Source organism: Bacillus pumilus (genome assembly GCF_003431975.1).
GTDB classification, from domain to species: domain Bacteria; phylum Bacillota; class Bacilli; order Bacillales; family Bacillaceae; genus Bacillus; species Bacillus pumilus_N.
Genome location: NZ_CP027116.1, coordinates 1,543,082 through 1,560,580, shown reverse-complemented (window position 1 = coordinate 1,560,580; position 17,499 = coordinate 1,543,082). Strand labels below are relative to the sequence as shown.

The following is a 17,499-nucleotide window of genomic DNA, read 5'->3' as shown; positions in this document are numbered from 1 at the left end:
AAAGCCCTCCGTTTTACATCATCATATATGGATTCATATCTATTGAAATCATCAATTGTTTTTGTTCCATTTCCTTTTGATAATGATCTTGTATTTTCCGTAGTAAACTTGCCAGTTCATTTTCCCTTTTGTATTTTATCACGCATTGATAGCGATATCTATCTTTGATCTTAGCGATTGGTGATGCAGCCGGACCAAGAATTCTTGTATTCGGTGCACAGTTCATTTTTAGGAACTGGACAATTTGATCAGTGACATGTGCCGCCTTCGTCACTTCCTCATGTGATACTGTCACCATCGCCAAAAAGTAATACGGCGGATAGGACTGGTGACGGCGATGCAGCATCTCCTGTTCATAAAAGGCTTCGTAGTCATGCTGCTTTGTTAATTCAATACTATAGTGAGAAGGCGTATATGATTGAATGATGACAGAGCCCGATTTTTCATGACGCCCTGCCCTGCCGCTGACCTGCGTGAGAAGCTGAAATGTTTTTTCACTTGAACGAAAATCAGGAATGTGAAGGGATGTATCCGCACTAAGTACACCAACAAGTGTGACATCTGGGAAATCCAGCCCTTTTGCTATCATCTGCGTCCCGAGCAAAATGTCTGCTTCTTTATTGCCAAAAGACGTGAGGAGCTTTTCGTGAGCACCTTTACGAGACGTTGTATCCACATCCATTCGGATCACTCTTGCCTCTGGCAAAACCTTTGTAAGCTCTTCTTCTACACGCTGAGTACCAGTACCAAAATAGCGAATGTGCTCACTATGGCATTCTGGACATTCTGTCGGTACAGGTGCTTCGTGACCACAATAATGACATTTCAGCCGTTTTTGATAGCGGTGATAGGTGAGAGAAATTTCACAATGAGGACATTGCTCCACATATCCGCAATCACGGCACATCACAAAGGATGAATAGCCCCTTTTATTCAGAAATAAGACGGCTTGTTCTTTTCTTTCAAGCACTTCCTTTAATCGACCCATTAATTCTTCTGAAAACATGGAGCGATTGCCATTTCTCAATTCTTCTCTCATATCAATTAACGAGACGTGTGGCAGCTGCTGCTGGTTGACGCGGTGCTTGAGCGTGAGCAATGTATACACACCTTTTTTCGCACGCGCATAGGTTTCAAGCGAAGGCGTTGCGCTGCCTAATACGACCGGGCATTGATGCCTTCTCGCGCGTTCAATGGCGACATCCTTGGCATGATAACGAGGCATTTCTTCTTGTTTATAAGAAGATTCATGCTCTTCATCTATGATAACCATGCCTAGATTTTCAAATGGGGCGAAAACAGCAGATCTCGCCCCCACGACAAGCTTAACTTCCTTACGGTGGATTTTTCGCCATTCATCATATTTTTCCCCTGTCGATAAACCGCTGTGAAGCACAGCCACATTTGAGCCAAATCGTTCTTTAAACCGCTGAACCATTTGAGGGGTTAACGAGATTTCAGGAACGAGCACGATCGCTTCTTTTCCTTTTTGAAGAACATGATCAATCGTTTGCAAGTAAATCTCTGTTTTGCCGCTCCCTGTCACACCGTGAAGCAGAAAGGTTTCATGCCGGTCCTCACTGACTGCTTGATGAATATGTGTTGCCGCTTCTGCTTGTTCCGGCATGAGTTCAAGTGAAGCAGATGGCGTAAACGCCCGGTCACGATAAGGATCCCGGTAGACTTCTTCATAGCTTTCTGTAAGCAGCCCTTCCTGAATAAAGCTTTTAAGCGTTTGAGAACTCGCGCCTGTTTGCTGCTGCAAATCTTTCGCTAAAAAGGTCGTCTCACTCGCTTTGAGCAAAAAGGAGAGCAGCGCCTTTTGTTTCACTGCATTTTTCTTAAGCTGCTGCTGTTTGTCTTCAAGCATATCTTTCGATGCAGCTACTTGGAGTGTGCGCACCTTTTTCTTCCCCGATTTTTGAGAGACGTGGTACCTTACTTCTAGATGACCTTTTTGGACATGCTTTTGAATTTGTTTTAAATATTCAGCTGGGATGTCAGCGTAAAGAATGCTATCTCGCTGACCGAAAAGCTCTTTCAATGACTGCGGAAGTTCTTCAACTGACAGCACCTGAATTTCTTTTTCATACTTTGCCTTCATGGCTGCAGGCAGCATCGATTGAAGGGCCGTAATATGATAGGACAATGTTTTTTCCGTCAGCCAGTGGGAAAGCTCCAATAGCTCATCTGTCAGAACAGGTGATAAATCAAATAAATCGACAATGTCCTTGATGTTTCCTGTCTTTACGTCTGTTTCGTCTTTGACTTTTGTCACAAATCCTTGAATCTTCCTCGGTCCAAAGGGAACGACCACCCTCATTCCCGCTTTGACAAGATCTTTGAAGCGATCTGGTACACGGTAATCGAATGGCCGGTCAATGGCTTTTGTTGTGACATCTACGATGACTTCAGCAATCATGATCGATCACGCTCTTTTGGCAGCAGCTGTTTTGCCTCCTTTAAAATTTCAAAAGCGAGGTCTTTTTTGCTCATCATTGGTAGCTCTTTTGTTGTTCCATCAGCTTTGATGATCACTGCTACATTTGTATCTGTGCCAAAACCTGCACCTTCTTTGGTCACATTGTTAGCGACAATCATATCTAAATGCTTGGATTCGATTTTCTTTTTCGCATAAAATTCTACATCCTGCGTTTCAGCTGCAAAACCGACAAGCACTTGATGCTCTTTCCTATTTCCCAGCTCCTTTAAAATATCTTTTGTCCGAGTGAATTCAATCTCTAAAGCGCCGTCCTGTTTTTTCAATTTATGAGGATATGATGTCACAGGGGTATAGTCGGCAACAGCTGCTGATTTAATGACAAGGTCCGCTTCCTCGTACACTTCTAATGCAGCTTGATACATATCCTCTGCCGATTCAACGTTCACTACACGTACGTGGTCAGGCGCCGTTAAAGAAACAGGTCCTGAAATAAGCGTCACATCAGCTCCCATTTGCTGAGCTGCCTCTGCAATCGCATAGCCCATTTTTCCTGAAGATCGATTTGTAAAGAAACGCACAGGATCGATGACTTCTCGTGTAGGACCTGCTGTCACCACAACTTTTTTACCTGCGAGCGGTAAACTTTTTGGCTCCGCAAAAAATGCACGGATGTGCTCCACAATTTTTCCAGGTTCCTCTAACCGCCCTTTTCCAATGTAGCCGCAGGCTAAATAACCTTCACTTGGTTCAATAAAACGGTAGCCATCTTCGTATAAGGTGCGAATGTTTCGCTTCACAGCCGGGTGATCATACATATGCACATTCATAGCTGGTGCGATCCATACAGGAGCTGTTGAAGCAAGCAAGGTCGTCGTGAGCATGTCATCTGCAAGCCCTGCGGCCATTTTACCAATCGTATGTGCTGTTGCAGGGGCAACAAGAATGAGATCGGCCCAGTCAGCTACGTCAATATGTGCAATGACTTTTGGATTGTTTTCTTTAAATGTATCTACATACACCTCGTGTCGAGACAGAGCTTGGAAGGTAAGCGGAGACACAAACTCACGGGCAGATTCCGTCATAATCACTCTTACATTTGCGCCTGCTTGTACGAGTTTACTAGTAAGTGCAGCTGCTTTATATACGGCGATTCCTCCACTGACACCAAGTAAAATATTTTTTGACTGTAACATTTGTTTGTCCCCCTTAACGGCCTTTTTCACAAATTCGTCTACAATTCAAAAAAGTCAAAACCAATCATAGTTTTGACTTTTTTGAACGTATCGTATCTCATAGCAGAAGCGATGTGTTATTCTTGATCCTCTTTTTCAAATGTCAAAAGACCGGCATCGATTTCTTCCAGTGCTTTGCCTACGAATTTGTAAGACTTTGTGTTTTCGATTTGCTGATCTTGGTGGATCTGCATTTCACGTGCACGACGTGCAGACACTGTCACAAGTGTATATTTTGAATCAAGTTTATTCATCAAAGAGTCAATTGAAGGATCTAACATGGTTTATTCTACCCCCAGCATTTTTTTATATCTTGGTGCGACTCTGTCTCTACGCAGGTGCTCTGCAAGGACAATCGCTTTGATTCTTTCACAAGCAAGCCCGACATCATCGTTTTCTACGACATAGTCGTAAGCATCCATCATTTCAATCTCTTCTTTTGCAGCGGCCATTCGATTGCGAATGAGCTCCTCAGACTCTGTACCACGTGTAATGATGCGGTTTTGAAGTTCTGAAAGACTAGGCGGTGCTAGGAAAATAAAAAGACCTTCTGGGAATGCTTCTCTTACTTGAAGTGCACCTTGCACTTCGATTTCAAGGAAAACATCTTTTCCTTCGCTTAATGTCTGTTCGACATAGTCAACAGGCGTGCCGTAGTAATTCCCAACATACTCTGCCCATTCTAACAGCTTTTTGTTTTCAATCATATGTTCAAATTCTTCCCTGGATTTAAAGAAATAATCGACACCGTTTCTTTCACCTTCACGCGGTTTGCGTGTCGTTACAGAAATAGAGTATTCAAACTTCGTATCTTCCTGGGAGAAAATAGCTTGTCTGACCGTTCCTTTTCCAACTCCCGAAGGTCCAGAGAGAACGATTAAAAGTCCTCTTTCTTTCATAATGGCGTATTACCCCTGCCCTTCATCTATGATTTCTTCTTTTACAGAAAGTCTTTGCGCGACAGTCTCAGGCTGAACGGCAGATAAGATGACATGGTCACTGTCCATAATGACAACAGCACGGGTTCTTCTCCCGTATGTAGCATCTATGAGCATGCCTCGATCTCTTGCGTCTTGTATCATTCGTTTAATCGGTGCTGATTCCGGACTGACAATCGAAATCATTCGATTCGCAGAAATGATGTTTCCAAATCCGATATTGATCAACTTTATGGTCATCTTCTAACGTCCCCCTGTAATATAAACGTCTCTAGTCTCGCCGAAAGAGACGTACTGTAAACAGCATACACAATGACTATTCTATATTTTGCACTTGTTCTTTTATTTTTTCAATAGCACTTTTCATTTCAACCACGAGCTTTGTTAAATGGTGATGGTTTGCTTTTGACCCAATGGTGTTCACTTCACGGTTGAGCTCCTGTACAAGAAAATCCAGCTTTCGGCCGGCAGCACCGCCTTGCATCAAGATTTGCTGGAACTGCTGAAAATGACTTTCCAATCTCGTGATCTCTTCTGTAATGTCGCAGCGGTCAGCAAAGATGGCAGCCTCTGTTATCAGTCTGCTTTCATCAAGCGCCTCACCAATCCATTCTTGCAGTCGCTGATTCAATCTGTCTTTGTACTGTTTCACAACCTCTGGTGCAAAGACTTTGATTTCTTCTGTATAAGCCTCTAATTCAGAAAGTCTCAGTTCACAGTCTTTTTGAAGAGACGTCCCCTCCTGCTCTCTCATGAAGCAAAGCTCTTTAACAGCAGTTTCACAAGCATCCAGCAGTAATTGCTCTAACTGTTCATTTCGGCTGACTGACTCTTCTACTTGAACAGCCTGTTCTAGCTTCAGTAAATCATGTGCATGCTGAATGCCTGAAATGTGATAGCGCTCCTCAAGGTCTTTTGCGGCTTTCATGTATTCATCAAGCAGCGGCCAGTCGATCTGCAAGGACCGGCTTGCTAGTTTACCGCCTTCAATCGTAACAAACAGCTCAATTCTACCGCGCTGCACGTGACGAAGAATGATTTTTTTTAATGAATCTTCGAAATATAAAAGCGGCCTCGGCAAACGGGCATGAACCTCTTTAAAACGGTGATTGACCGATTTTAGCTCAACTGACACTGTCAGTTCTCCATCCGTTTTACTCGCTTGGCCGAATCCCGTCATACTGCGTATCATGTCAAAACACCCAATTCTTTCATATTAATAAAATGAAAAAGGTAATAGCAGACACTATTACCTCAAAATTATACCATAACGAATTATTTTTTTCTTGTCAAAAGTGATCCTGCCAGTAAAAAAGTTGGCAGTGCAGACATTCCGATGATCAGCAGCCAATCGATTGGTGCAATGGCCACCGTTTTGAAAATCGGCTGAAGCGGCGGATAATAAATAACCACGAACATAAGTAAAAGTGATGACAAAACCGCACCGATCAAATAGAGATTCCCAAATGGATTCCGTTCGAAGATGGATCGTTCACTGCGGCAGTCAAATACATGAATGAGCTGCGCCAACACAAGCGTACTAAATGCAACAGTTTGCGCATATGGCAGGTTGTTCGGATCGCGGTGATAGACAAACACAAATGCTAAAAGGGTCGCAAGCCCGATGAGAAACCCTCTAGATATAACCTTCCAGCCGAGGCCTCTTGCAAAAATACCCTCTTTCATATTCCTCGGCTTCCTTTTCATGACATCGCCTTCTGGCTTATCCATACCAAGAGCCATCGCCGGGAGACCATCTGTGACGAGGTTGACCCATAAAATTTGAATAGGAACGAGAGGAAGCGGAAGGGCTAGAAGCATTGCGAACAGCATCACCAAAATTTCTCCCACATTTGATGCCAGCAAATACCGGACGAACTTCCGAATGTTTTCATAAATATTCCGGCCTTCTTTTATGGCGGATTTAATGGTAGCAAAGTTGTCATCAAGCAAAATAAGAGAAGATGCTTCTTTGGCTACGTCTGTCCCAGTGATGCCCATAGAGATGCCAATATCTGCTTGCTTAATTGCAGGCGCATCATTGACCCCATCACCTGTCATCGCTACAATATGTCCATTTTTTTGATAGGCTTTCACAATTCTCAGCTTATGCTCGGGTGAGACCCGTGCAAAGACATATACATTTTCAGCCATTTGCTCAAGCTCTTTGTCACTCATGTGATCTAACGCTTTTCCGTCGAGTACCTTTCCTTGCTTCGGTAAAAGGCTTAAGTCTTTTGCGATCGCTTTGGCTGTTTCCACGTGATCGCCTGTAATCATGACCGTTTTTATACCAGCATCCCTGCACTCTTTAATCGCTCGTCTGACTTCAGGACGAGGTGGATCGATCATGCCTTGTAACCCGATAAATGTTAAATCAGTTTCAGCCTGCTGGACAGAGGTGATTTTCTCTGTCAGACTGACTTTTTTATAAGCAATGGCAATCGTTCTCAGCGCCTGTCTTGCTAAACCTTGAATCGCAGCTTCTGTTTCTTGCCTGTGAGTGGTTGAAAAAGAAGCGGTGCGGCCGCCGTGCATGATATGACTTGAACGATTCATCAGGACATCTGGCGCTCCTTTTGCAATGACATACCGCTCTTTTTGATTCGTTTCGACGACGACTGACATCATCTTTCTTTCTGAATCAAAAGGAAACTCCTCTACGACGTGAAATCCAGCTTCAATGAATTGCTCAGTAAAACCCGCTTTACGTGCAGCGGTGAGAAGTGCCCCCTCTGTAGGATCTCCATCAAGCCTCATCTCCCCATCTTTTTCAACGATGGTTGATGTATTACAAAGCGCACCATATAATAACACCTTTTGCAGACTTGAATGTTTGTCAACATGGACAAGTTCTCCGTTTAAGGTGAAATCACCAGATGGCTCATAGCCCGTACCAGAAATATTCCACGTTTTGCCCTCTGCCCATACGTGTGTGACAGTCATTTTATTTTGCGTCATTGTCCCTGTTTTATCTGAGCAGATGATCGACGCGCAGCCAAGCGTTTCCACCGCCGGGAGCTTTCTGACGATCGATTTTTGCTTGATCATCCGCTGCACCCCTAGAGACAGTGCGACGGTGACGATTGCTGGAAGTCCTTCTGGAATGGCAGCAACGGCAAGAGATACACCCGCCAGGAACATATGGTACAAATCATGTCCTTGCACAACACCAAGAACCACAACGAGCACAGTTAAAAATAGAGCAGCAACAATCAGAATCTTTCCAAGCTGTTCGAGACGTCTTTGCAGCGGCGTTTCCATATTCCCTGCCGCATCCAGCATGCCGGCAATTTGCCCCATCGCTGTATTCATCCCTGTACCAATGACGACACCTACACCGCTTCCCCTCGTGACAAGCGTCCCCATAAACGCCATGTTCGTCAAATCACCAAGCGATACATGGTCACGTGAAAGCGGACTTGCGTGTTTGACCGCAGGGATGGATTCTCCAGTGAGAGCAGATTCTTCAATCTCTAAACTCTTTGTTTCTAGTAATCTAATGTCTGCCCCAATCCGGTCTCCACTTGAAAATTTCACAATATCCCCTGGAACGAGGTGTTTAGACGGAATCTTGACCCACTCATTATTCCTCCTAGCATACACATGCGGGGTTGATAATTCTTTTAGTGCTTGAAGAGATTTTTCTGCCCGGCGTTCTTGATAAAAACCGAGCACTCCATTAATCAAAACAATCGCTACAATCGCGACTGCATCAATGTATTCACCTAAAAAAGCAGAAATGATCGTTGCCGCAAGCAAGATTAACACCATAAAGTCTTTAAATTGCGCTAAAAAAATAATTAGAGCCGACGCCTTTTTCCCTTCCTGCAATTCATTTGGCCCGTGTTTTTCAAGTCGTTTTTGTACATCTTCTTCTGACAGTCCGTCACCTATCGATGTATTCATTGTTTTTAATAAATCGGTTTGGTTCAGTTCATGCCAATTCATTTGACCTCGTCCACTCCTCTTTTGTTCTCTCTCATATGCAGTGTTCTATAAGCCAGTTTATTCAGACTCGTCCTAAATCATGCTATAATAATAAGACTGCCTAAAGAACGAGGAACGGAAGGTTCTTTCAGTAGATTTGTGTGAAAGAAGAGGGTGTATCTAACATGTCATTTGACGGCATTTTTACATATGGTATGACAAATGAATTGCAAGAGACATTAACCGGTGGAAGAATTTCAAAAATTCATCAGCCATATAAACATGAGCTGATTTTTCATATCCGGGCAAACGGAAAAAATCATAAGCTCCTTTTATCCGCTCATCCGAGCTATGCTAGAGTGCAGCTCACAGAGCATCAATATGACAATCCAAGCGAACCTCCAATGTTCTGCATGCTCCTTAGAAAGCATCTTGAGGGCGGATTCATTGAACGTTTTGAACAAATTGGATTTGACCGGGTAATCGTCCTTCATGTGCGAAGCCGCAATGAAATTGGTGATGAACAGAGCCGGAAACTCTATATTGAAATCATGGGAAGGCATAGTAATTTGATTCTTGTTGAAGATGACACGCAGCAGATCATTGATGGCCTGAAACATCTCTCTCCATCTGTGAACAGCTATCGAACGGTGCTTCCTGGGCACGAATATCTCCTGCCCCCTGCGCAGCAAAAATTGAATCCGTTTGAAGTAACGAAGGATGATATTTTAAAGCATTTACGCTTTCAAGAAGGAAAGATCGCGAATCAAATTGTCGATACATTCTCTGGGGTTTCTCCGCTCTTTGCAAAGGAAGCGGTACACAGAGCCGGTCTTACCAATCAAGAAACAATTCCAAGTACATTGCTCGAGATGTTTCAGCTCATTCGCGCGCACTCCTTTACCCCTCAGCTGACAAGAAAAGATGGGAAAGAGTATTTCTATTTATTAGAACTTCAGCATGTCGATGGTGAAATGAAAACATTCGACTCTCTCAGCCAACTGCTTGACCGCTTTTATTTCGGCAAAGCTGAAAGAGACAGAGTGAAACAACAAGCGTCTGACCTTGAACGATTTGTCGTAAATGAGAAGAAGAAGAATGAAAACAAGCTCAAAAAACTAAACAGAACCCTTGAAGAATCGCAAAATGCGCATAAATATCAGCTCTATGGCGAATTGTTAACCGCCAATTTATATGCCATCAAAAAAGGGGATAAAGAAGCGACTGTCATCAATTATTACGATGAAGAAGGCGGAGAGATTACGATCCCTCTTAAATCAAACAAAACTCCTTCTGAAAATGCACAAGGGTATTTCACAAAATACCAAAAGGCAAAAAATGCAGTAGAAGCGGTCAATGAACAAATTGAGCGGACACATGAAGAGATTGCTTATTTTGAAGAGCTGATTCAGCAGCTGTCCTCTGCCTCACCGAAGGATTTAGAGGAAATGAGAGAAGAGCTTGTTGAAGGAAAATATTTGCGCGCCAAGCAAAAGCGCAACGCAAAAAAGAAAAAACCGGCGGCCATTCAGCTTGAAACATATGAATCGTCTCAAGGTATTCCGATCTTAGTCGGAAAAAACAACAAACAAAACGAGTATCTGACTACAAAGGCGGCTGCCCGTGATGATATTTGGCTGCACACAAAGGATATCCCTGGCTCACATGTCGTCATCCGTCATCAAGCACCTGACGAAGAGACACTGCTTGAAGCGGCTCAAATTGCCGCATATTTCTCAAAGGCAAAAGAGTCGAGCTCCGTCCCGGTCGATTATACGAAAATCAGGCATGTGAAAAAACCAAATGGAGCAAAGCCAGGTTTTGTGACGTATGATCAGCAGCAAACATTATTTGTCACACCTGACGAAGATGTGGTCCTAAAGCTGCGAAAATAATAAAAGCCGATAAAATCCTGACAAGAGGTTTTATCGGCTTTTTCTTTGTCGTTTTTTTCTTTCGATATAAAGAGCGTCAAGCGCGTCTACATCCTCTTGTTCAAGCAAGGTCTCAATTTCCGCTGCCAGCTGTTTTGTCCGGGCTGGGCTCGCGCCGCTTGTAGACACCGAAATCGTCACTTTCCCTGCTTTGACCACCTTCGGCACGATCACATTGCCGAGCTCTGATTGGCTCACACAATTCACGAGCTGGTGAGGGCGTGCTGTTTGTGCAATCCATTCATTTACCGATGGATCATTTGTGGCAGCGACAATGAAAAATGCATCCTCCAAATCTTCAGCATCCACTTTCTTTTCCTTCCAATTGAGTTCGTATGTATCAATGAGACGTGCCATCTCTTTTGAAATGTTAGGACTTACGATGGTGATGCGGCAAGGCTCTATACATAGCGCTTCTGCCCTTCTTGCGGCTATTTGTCCGCCGCCGGCAATAAGTACTTGTTGATTTCTTAAATCAAGATGGACTGGAAGCATGGCTGTCTCCTTGGAAATGAAACGCATCATCTTTGTTTAAAATGGTTTCTTGCACTCGTTCAATATAAGCTGCTTTTACATGCGGATGAAAGCCAATATACCGGCATACCCGGACATCTTTCAGCCTCTTTCTCGCCTGAGCGGCTTCGCTTTCAATCTCTTTCATTAAAATACCCGTAAACAACAGGTAAGGAACGAGGTAGACAGGTGTTTCATCGTCTACTGTTAATTGCGTAAGAACATCTCGATAATTCGGCTCACATGCCGTAATAAAACATGGCAAGACCTCTGCAAGGGGCAGCAGGCGCCGGACATCGTCCGCAATGCCAAACACATCCCGCTTCACATCTGGATCAGAGCTTCCGCGACCAATTAATAGAATTCGCGCTTTCTCGCCTTGATATCCTGCCTCTTCAATTCTTGCGGCAACTGCTTTTGTCACTTCTTGATTGACCCCAATTGGTTTTCCGTATGTGACCTTGATTTCCGGGTAACGCTTGTGTACTTTCTCAATCTCGACTGGAATATCTGATTTCGCATGCATAGCTGTTAACAGGAGGAGCGGGACGATTGCAATCTGTGTAGCTCCTTTTTGCACGCACATCTCAAATCCTTCTTCTATAGAAGGGGCTGTCAGCTCTAAAAAACAAATTTCTTGAATATCTGCTTCCACTAATGGCATACAGCTTTTCATAAAGGAAATGGCTTTATCTTGCGCTTCTTTTACTCTGCTGCCATGCCCAACATAAAGTACAGCTTGTTTCATATGACTCCTCCCTCTCACTTTGTTTTGTTCAGACGAAAAGACACGATAAATATACGTGTCTTTTCTCTATCATTCTCATTTCTCAATGAAGGCGGGTTCAAACCAGTTCAGCTTTTGGTGAAAATGAACGACATCTCCAACAACAATCAAGCTTGGATGCTCGATGCCTTCTTTTTCAACGGTTTCTGATAGTGTCGCCACAGTGCAGCAGGTCGTCTTTTGTCTCGTCGTGGTTCCCCAGTGTATAAACGCTGCTGGCGTTTCAGGGTCCCGTCCATTCTTCAAAAGAAGCCGCTGCACTCTTTCCACGTTTTTGACGCCCATGTAAATCACAAGGGTATCAATCCCCGTAGCCAGCGCCTCCCATTTTTCTTCAAAATGTTCATCCTTCTGATAGTGCCCCGTGACAAATGCGACATTTGAGCTAAATTCACGGTGCGTCACTGGAATGCCTGCATAAGCTGCCGCTGCAATACCAGAGGTAATTCCAGGGACGACTTCATATGGAATCCCGTGCTCAGCTAAGCATTCGATTTCTTCACCGCCTCGGCCAAATACGAAGGGGTCGCCGCCTTTCAGCCGAACGACGACGTTCCCCCCCTTTGCATGGCCCACAAGTGCTTCATTGATGGCTTCCTGTCTCATCGTATGATGATTCGGCAGCTTGCCGCAATAGATTAATTCCGCCTCGGGTTTGGCGTGGGCGAGTATTTCTTGATTGACAAGACGATCATATAAAATGACATCTGCCTGCTGTATTGCCTTAAGGGCTTTTAATGTAATTAAGTCTGGATCCCCAGGTCCAGCACCCACAATGTATACGTTCCCCATCGTGCTTTCTCCCCCTGCCATCAGGCGATTATTTCGCTCTTCCCTTTACATAATCAACGAGACGCTGCTTGGACTCTTCACGAGATAATTCACCTGTATCTAGTAAGAGCTCAGGCGCAGCAGGCTCTTCATACGGCGAATCAATTCCAGTAAAAAATGGAATTTCTCCATTTCTAGCCTTTTTATATAAACCCTTTGGATCACGCTCTTCGCATACATTTAGATCACATTTCACAAACACTTCGTGAAATTCTCCCGCTTCAACTAGCTGTCTGACAATATGGCGGTCTTCTTGAAATGGAGAAATAAATGCTGTGATGACAATCGTTCCTTGCTCAACAAATAATTTCGCCACTTCTCCGATGCGGCGGATGTTCTCTTTTCTGTCATCATCTGAAAACCCTAAATCCTTATTTAGTCCATGCCGCACATTATCGCCATCAAGAACTGTGACTTGATAGCCTTGTTCAAACAGCTCTCTAGCCGCTGCATTGGCGATCGTTGATTTACCTGATCCACTTAGGCCTGTAAGCCAGATAATGCCACTCGTATGATTGTTTTTCTGTTGATATTCTTTTTTCGTAATAGATGAATCATGCCACACAATATGTTCGTTGCTCATGTTATACCCTCCCATTAAGATACCGTCGTTTTTAATCCTTCAATTAACGTTTCAATAACTTCTTTTCGGCTGAACGTGCTTGGTGGTAATTCTCCGTTTCTCAGCATCGTCCGAACCTTTGTACCTGAGAGAATGACATGCTCACTTTTATCGTGAGGACATGTTTTTGGTGTTGCCATTGCTTCACATGTATTACAATAAAAGCTATGTTCAAATTTTAATGGCGTAATGCCAATTTCTTCGCTTGAAAATTGATCAAATAGTTCCTGCGCCTCGTATGTGCCGTAATAATCACCAACACCTGCATGATCTCTTCCAACAATAAAGTGAGTGCAGCCGTAATTTTTACGAACAAGCGCATGAAAGATTGCTTCCTTTGGACCAGCATAACGCATTGCCGCAGGAAAAACACCTAAAAAGACGCGATCCTTTGGATAATACCCATCCAATAACACTTGGTAGCTTTTCATTCTCACGTCTGCCGGAATATCATCTGATTTTGTTTCACCAACAAGCGGATTTAAAAACAGGCCATCGACTGTTTCTAGTGCTGTTTTTTGAATATACTCATGGGCACGGTGAACAGGGTTTCTCGTTTGGAAACCAACGATGGTTTTCCAGCCGTTCTCTTTGAAATGACGTCTTGTTTCTTCCGGCTCATACGTAAATTGAGGGAACGGTTTTTCGCTTCGTTTCGTCAGTGTAATTTTACCACCAATGTATGTGTCACCGCGTTCAAATAATTTTTTTACACCTGGATGATTACGGTCATCTGTTTTATATACATTCACCGCTTCTTTTTCCTTATCTGGTGTATATTGATCCTCTACTTCAATCACGCCATATACAGTTCCATTGTATGAGAGACGCACAATATCGCCTTGATGGATTTCTGCTGCTTTTTCTTTTGTCACTGGCAGTGTAATCGGGAGAGACCAAACGACACCACTTGCTAGCCGCATATTACTCACAACTGCTTCATAATCAGCTTTTGTTAAAAACCCTTCAATTGGACTATACCCGCCAATTGCAATGAGTTCAAGATCTGCAAAGGAGATGGCATCTAATTCAATTTCCTTCGCAACTGTGCTGAGATCATATTCTTCATTTACTCGATTTATTAATACGCCACCATGTGGTGTTAAACTCATTTGTTCATCTTCCTCTCAATGTTCATATTTAGTAGATGTTAATAGTCGGATTTAATATTAAATCCCGCCGCCCTGTTCATGGATCGAGCTGCTTTCATTTTTGACAGCCTTCATCAGACTGAGCGCTCCAAGTGAGGCAAACAGTACACTCATCATGATAAAGATAGAATAATAGTCACCTTTTAAGAAAAGGCTCACAAGCAAATACGATAGACTGAGTGATAAAAAGGGGGACACCACCCACACTTTTAGCATTTTTTTCACCACATGTTTATGAAAAATGTTGGGTCCGCCTTTTGCCATTCCAAGCCCTATGATAGACGAGGAAGTGATTTGGGTAAGCGGAACTGGCAGCCCAAAAATAGAGCTAACAATGACAAGTCCTGCACCGGTACTTGATAACAAAATGCCTTCGCCTGTTTGATAGCGGGTGATTTTCTTGCCGTTTGTTTCAAGCACTCGTCTTCCTAATACAAGGGCACCCAGTGCAACGAAAAGTCCACCATAAAGCGTTCCTTGCCCAACGGATAAAATGCCTGAGGCAACAAGAGGGCCTACAGCATTGGCGACGTTGTTCATCCCAGCAGAAAACGCTTCTAGAAATCCACTCATAATCAAGACAATCGATAAAATCATGGTGCTTTTTTTTGACAAGGTTCGTTTCGGGAACATTCTGATGATTTTGACGACAGCGAATGTAAAAAGAAAAGCAACGATAGGAATGATGATCCAAAATGACACAATGACTAAAATGGATTTCACATACAATACTTTATATGCTACCGCAACGCCAACAACAGCACCTACTGTGACCTCACTCGTTGATAAAGGGATGGCCAATAAATTGGCGATGAAGAGTGATAATGCGGCAGAACCTATAATGATACAAACGATTTCTAGTGTGATCACAGATTCCGGCATAATCCCAGAGCTGATCGTTTTGACGACTTCACCACCGCCAATAACTGAACCTGCTACTATCCCAACTGCACAAACGCCAAGTGCATAAATGGGCTTTTGAATAGCACCTGATCCATATGCAATGCCCATAGAAGCAGCTGCCCCGCTCGCGCCAATGTTTAGAGCAAAAAATAAACTAAATAAAATTGCGGCGATTTCCATACATTAAGCTCCCTTACTCATGTAATCCGCACTCTGTCTTCGCTGTGCCTGACCATCTGCCTGAACGGAGATCTTCCGCAGTAAATGCTGGCTGCGTACATGGAGCACAGCCGATACTTGGATATCCTTGGTCATGCAGCGGGTTATAAGTAAGATCCTCTCTAGACGCGTATCTCCATATGTCCTTCCACGTCCAGTGGATAAGCGGACATACTTTCACTGATTTGAATTTTTCATCCTTATTTAAAAAGTTCGTTTCTGCTCGTTTTGGTGACTGTTCTCTTCGTAAGCCAGAAAGCCATGCCGGATAGCCTGATAGCGCTTCTTGCAAAGGAATGACCTTGCGCATATGGCAGCAGCTTTGAGGGTCCGTTTTCCATAACTGATCACCATGCTGCTCGTTTTGCTGCTCAACCGTCAGCTCAGGTTTTTTCAGCACAATGTCTAAACCCGGGTACCTTTCCTTTACTGCATCAATTGTGTCGTACGTTTCCTTAAAATGCAGACCTGTATCTAAAAAGACAATTCTTGCATCCTTTTTTACTTTCGCAATCAGATCAATGAGGACGATGCCTTCAATACCGAAGCTACATGCATAAACGAGCTGATCACCATAATGACCATACGCCCATTTCAGCACAGACAGGGCCCCTTTATACAAATCATCCTCTTGAAATGTAATGGACGGTTCTTGCCAATTTTCATAAGTTAACATTGTTTCTCCCCTTTCGGAGTACCGCTCATCTCTCCGCACTACTTCAACCAAATTTTTCGTTTTTGACACTTGCATTACTGGACCGTTTTACAAAATCAGCGTAACTGAGCCGAAGTCTCCCCCAATCAGTCGATGCAAATGCTTCACTAAGTCTCTATCCAGGTCTCTTCTTCCTCATCGTGAAAATAAAAAAACTTTCTTTCAGTCCGAAAGAAAGATGAGGAAGCTCACGATTTCCTTATCTTTCAAAATAGAGTCATTTTGCAGGAAGTAGCACCTTGCAAATCGCAGGTTGCCGGGTTTCATCGGGCCAGTCCCTCCACCTCTCTGGATAAGAGTTTTAATTTGTATTAAATATTAACACAATTCAAACAAAAGTCAACCCGACTTTATTGATAGGATTAGTTATTATTAAAAAATGAGTCCATTTTCCTATTTTTAACCAAATGAAAAAGCTGTGCAGTTAAGCACAGCTTTCAGATTGTTGACAAAGGGCTAAAATGACTTTTATTTTAGCCCTTTGTCTTCTTTTCAGCGTGATAGAAAACCTTTGAAGTCTAGGAAGGACGAGCACCGGAGCGGAGCGAATTTGACATTCGTGAGCACCGGCGCGCAGGACTGACAAAGAATGCGAGGGTTTGTCTACACGCTGAAAGCTGTGCGGTTAGGCACAGCTTGTTAGACCGTTTCTTCCATCCAAGATTCAGAGGAAGGATTTTGTCTCCAGCGCTTTAGTTTATTCATAGCAGAAGGCTCGATCGCTTTCAGTTCTAGTGCTACGTCTGTCAATGTATCATAATCTGTTAGTGTGACATATGGCATGTTTTTCTCTTGAAAAGCTTCCGTAGCTTTTGGCAGTCCGTATGTGAAGATCGCCACAACACCTAGTACGTCACAGCCCTCTTCTTGAAGAGCAGCGACGACTTCAAGCACACTGCCTCCAGTGGAAATCAAGTCTTCAACAACGACAACCTTTTGACCTGGCGATACGGCGCCTTCAATTTGATTTCCTTTACCGTGTGCTTTTGGCTTGCTTCTGACATAACACATCGGTACGTTCAAACGGTCAGCCGCTAAAGCTGCATGCGGGATGCCTGCTGTTGCTGTACCAGCAACAACCTCCGCTCCTTCAAAATGAGTGAGAATCAACTCTTTAAGACCTTCAGCGATGTCATGTCTCACCTCTGGGTAGGATAAGGTCAGGCGGTTGTCACAATAGATCGGTGATTTGATACCGCTTGCCCATGTAAACGGTTCGTCTGGTTTTAATGAGACCGCTTTGATTTGTAATAGGTGTTTAGCGATTTTTGTTTTCATCTG

Annotated in this window: 16 protein-coding genes and 1 riboswitch; of the genes, 1 reads left to right on the top strand and 15 read right to left on the bottom strand. The window is 43.6% G+C overall.

Annotated elements, in window-relative coordinates; all coding sequences use genetic code 11:
* Positions 1-13: 13 nt before the first annotated feature.
* The 7 genes from priA to C5695_RS07900 form a co-directional block, all read right to left on the bottom strand.
* Positions 14-2,425, bottom strand: coding sequence for a primosomal protein N' (priA, locus tag C5695_RS07930; protein ID WP_233230845.1), 2,412 nt, complete (start codon positions 2,423-2,425; stop codon positions 14-16).
* On the bottom strand, positions 2,419-3,636 hold the full coding sequence (gene coaBC / locus C5695_RS07925) for a bifunctional phosphopantothenoylcysteine decarboxylase/phosphopantothenate--cysteine ligase CoaBC (RefSeq protein WP_117730259.1): 1,218 nt from the start codon (positions 3,634-3,636) through the stop codon (positions 2,419-2,421). The genes priA and coaBC overlap by 7 nt, the downstream gene beginning before the upstream one ends.
* Before the next feature lie 116 nt (positions 3,637-3,752).
* Positions 3,753-3,956, bottom strand: coding sequence for a DNA-directed RNA polymerase subunit omega (gene rpoZ, locus C5695_RS07920; protein WP_003211647.1), 204 nt, complete (start codon positions 3,954-3,956; stop codon positions 3,753-3,755).
* A gap of 3 nt (positions 3,957-3,959) precedes the next feature.
* The gene (gene gmk / locus C5695_RS07915; protein WP_117730258.1) at positions 3,960-4,574 is read right to left on the bottom strand and encodes a guanylate kinase; all 615 of its coding nucleotides are present in this window, start codon (positions 4,572-4,574) and stop codon (positions 3,960-3,962) included.
* A 9-nt stretch (positions 4,575-4,583) separates the two neighbouring features.
* Positions 4,584-4,853 (bottom strand): extracellular matrix/biofilm regulator RemA, encoded by a 270-nt coding sequence (remA, locus tag C5695_RS07910; protein WP_008344898.1) that lies wholly within the window; start codon positions 4,851-4,853, stop codon positions 4,584-4,586.
* Between the two features lie 76 nt (positions 4,854-4,929).
* Positions 4,930-5,805, bottom strand: coding sequence for a YicC/YloC family endoribonuclease (locus C5695_RS07905; protein WP_117730257.1), 876 nt, complete (start codon positions 5,803-5,805; stop codon positions 4,930-4,932).
* Positions 5,806-5,888: 83 nt separating this feature from the next.
* On the bottom strand, positions 5,889-8,564 hold the full coding sequence (locus tag C5695_RS07900; RefSeq protein ID WP_117730256.1) for a calcium-translocating P-type ATPase, SERCA-type: 2,676 nt from the start codon (positions 8,562-8,564) through the stop codon (positions 5,889-5,891).
* A gap of 164 nt (positions 8,565-8,728) precedes the next feature.
* Between C5695_RS07900 and C5695_RS07895 the strand changes: the two genes are divergently transcribed.
* Complete coding sequence (locus tag C5695_RS07895; RefSeq protein WP_117730255.1) at positions 8,729-10,438, top strand: Rqc2 family fibronectin-binding protein; 1,710 nt, start codon at positions 8,729-8,731, stop codon at positions 10,436-10,438.
* 30 nt (positions 10,439-10,468) lie between these two features.
* Here C5695_RS07895 and C5695_RS07890 read toward each other — a convergent pair whose 3' ends face one another.
* The 8 genes from C5695_RS07890 to pyrE all read right to left on the bottom strand — a co-directional run bounded on the left by C5695_RS07890 (position 10,469) and on the right by pyrE (position 17,496).
* A complete protein-coding gene (locus C5695_RS07890; RefSeq protein ID WP_117730254.1) occupies positions 10,469-10,972 on the bottom strand; it encodes a precorrin-2 dehydrogenase/sirohydrochlorin ferrochelatase family protein in 504 nt (167 codons plus the stop codon).
* Entirely contained in the window at positions 10,953-11,738 is a 786-nt protein-coding gene (locus C5695_RS07885; RefSeq protein ID WP_117730253.1) for a sirohydrochlorin chelatase, read from the bottom strand. Before C5695_RS07885 ends, C5695_RS07890 begins: the two co-directional genes overlap by 20 nt.
* Before the next feature lie 75 nt (positions 11,739-11,813).
* A complete protein-coding gene (cobA, locus tag C5695_RS07880) occupies positions 11,814-12,569 on the bottom strand; it encodes a uroporphyrinogen-III C-methyltransferase (RefSeq protein WP_117730252.1) in 756 nt (251 codons plus the stop codon).
* A gap of 28 nt (positions 12,570-12,597) precedes the next feature.
* A complete protein-coding gene (gene cysC, locus C5695_RS07875; protein WP_117730251.1) occupies positions 12,598-13,191 on the bottom strand; it encodes an adenylyl-sulfate kinase in 594 nt (197 codons plus the stop codon).
* Between the two features lie 14 nt (positions 13,192-13,205).
* Positions 13,206-14,342 carry a sulfate adenylyltransferase gene (gene sat, locus C5695_RS07870; RefSeq protein ID WP_117730250.1) on the bottom strand — a complete coding sequence of 379 codons (1,137 nt, stop codon included), beginning with the start codon at positions 14,340-14,342 and terminating at the stop codon, positions 13,206-13,208.
* A 57-nt stretch (positions 14,343-14,399) separates the two neighbouring features.
* Positions 14,400-15,464 carry a sulfate permease gene (locus C5695_RS07865; RefSeq protein WP_117730249.1) on the bottom strand — a complete coding sequence of 355 codons (1,065 nt, stop codon included), beginning with the start codon at positions 15,462-15,464 and terminating at the stop codon, positions 14,400-14,402.
* 13 nt (positions 15,465-15,477) lie between these two features.
* Positions 15,478-16,179: a phosphoadenylyl-sulfate reductase gene (locus C5695_RS07860; protein WP_117730248.1), complete on the bottom strand. Its 702-nt coding sequence runs from the start codon at positions 16,177-16,179 to the stop codon at positions 15,478-15,480.
* 235 nt (positions 16,180-16,414) lie between these two features.
* Positions 16,415-16,517, bottom strand: a riboswitch (SAM riboswitch).
* 340 nt (positions 16,518-16,857) lie between these two features.
* On the bottom strand, positions 16,858-17,496 hold the full coding sequence (pyrE, locus tag C5695_RS07855; RefSeq protein ID WP_117730247.1) for an orotate phosphoribosyltransferase: 639 nt from the start codon (positions 17,494-17,496) through the stop codon (positions 16,858-16,860).
* Positions 17,497-17,499 lie beyond the last annotated feature (3 nt).

Excerpts from the sequence above, each read along its gene's own strand:
- coaBC (WP_117730259.1), bottom strand. The coding sequence starts at position 3,636 with ATGTTACAGTCAAAAAATATTTTACTTGGTGTCAGTGGAGGAATCGCC.
- rpoZ (WP_003211647.1), bottom strand. The coding sequence starts at position 3,956 with ATGTTAGATCCTTCAATTGACTCTTTGATGAATAAACTTGATTCAAAA.
- gmk (WP_117730258.1), bottom strand. The coding sequence starts at position 4,574 with ATGAAAGAAAGAGGACTTTTAATCGTTCTCTCTGGACCTTCGGGAGTT.
- remA (WP_008344898.1), bottom strand. The coding sequence starts at position 4,853 with ATGACCATAAAGTTGATCAATATCGGATTTGGAAACATCATTTCTGCG.
- C5695_RS07905 (WP_117730257.1), bottom strand. The coding sequence starts at position 5,805 with ATGATACGCAGTATGACGGGATTCGGCCAAGCGAGTAAAACGGATGGA.
- C5695_RS07900 (WP_117730256.1), bottom strand. The coding sequence starts at position 8,564 with ATGAATTGGCATGAACTGAACCAAACCGATTTATTAAAAACAATGAAT.
- C5695_RS07895 (WP_117730255.1), top strand. The coding sequence starts at position 8,729 with ATGTCATTTGACGGCATTTTTACATATGGTATGACAAATGAATTGCAA.
- C5695_RS07890 (WP_117730254.1), bottom strand. The coding sequence starts at position 10,972 with ATGCTTCCAGTCCATCTTGATTTAAGAAATCAACAAGTACTTATTGCC.
- C5695_RS07885 (WP_117730253.1), bottom strand. The coding sequence starts at position 11,738 with ATGAAACAAGCTGTACTTTATGTTGGGCATGGCAGCAGAGTAAAAGAA.
- cobA (WP_117730252.1), bottom strand. The coding sequence starts at position 12,569 with ATGGGGAACGTATACATTGTGGGTGCTGGACCTGGGGATCCAGACTTA.
- cysC (WP_117730251.1), bottom strand. The coding sequence starts at position 13,191 with ATGAGCAACGAACATATTGTGTGGCATGATTCATCTATTACGAAAAAA.
- sat (WP_117730250.1), bottom strand. The coding sequence starts at position 14,342 with ATGAGTTTAACACCACATGGTGGCGTATTAATAAATCGAGTAAATGAA.
- C5695_RS07865 (WP_117730249.1), bottom strand. The coding sequence starts at position 15,464 with ATGGAAATCGCCGCAATTTTATTTAGTTTATTTTTTGCTCTAAACATT.
- C5695_RS07860 (WP_117730248.1), bottom strand. The coding sequence starts at position 16,179 with ATGTTAACTTATGAAAATTGGCAAGAACCGTCCATTACATTTCAAGAG.
- pyrE (WP_117730247.1), bottom strand. The coding sequence starts at position 17,496 with ATGAAAACAAAAATCGCTAAACACCTATTACAAATCAAAGCGGTCTCA.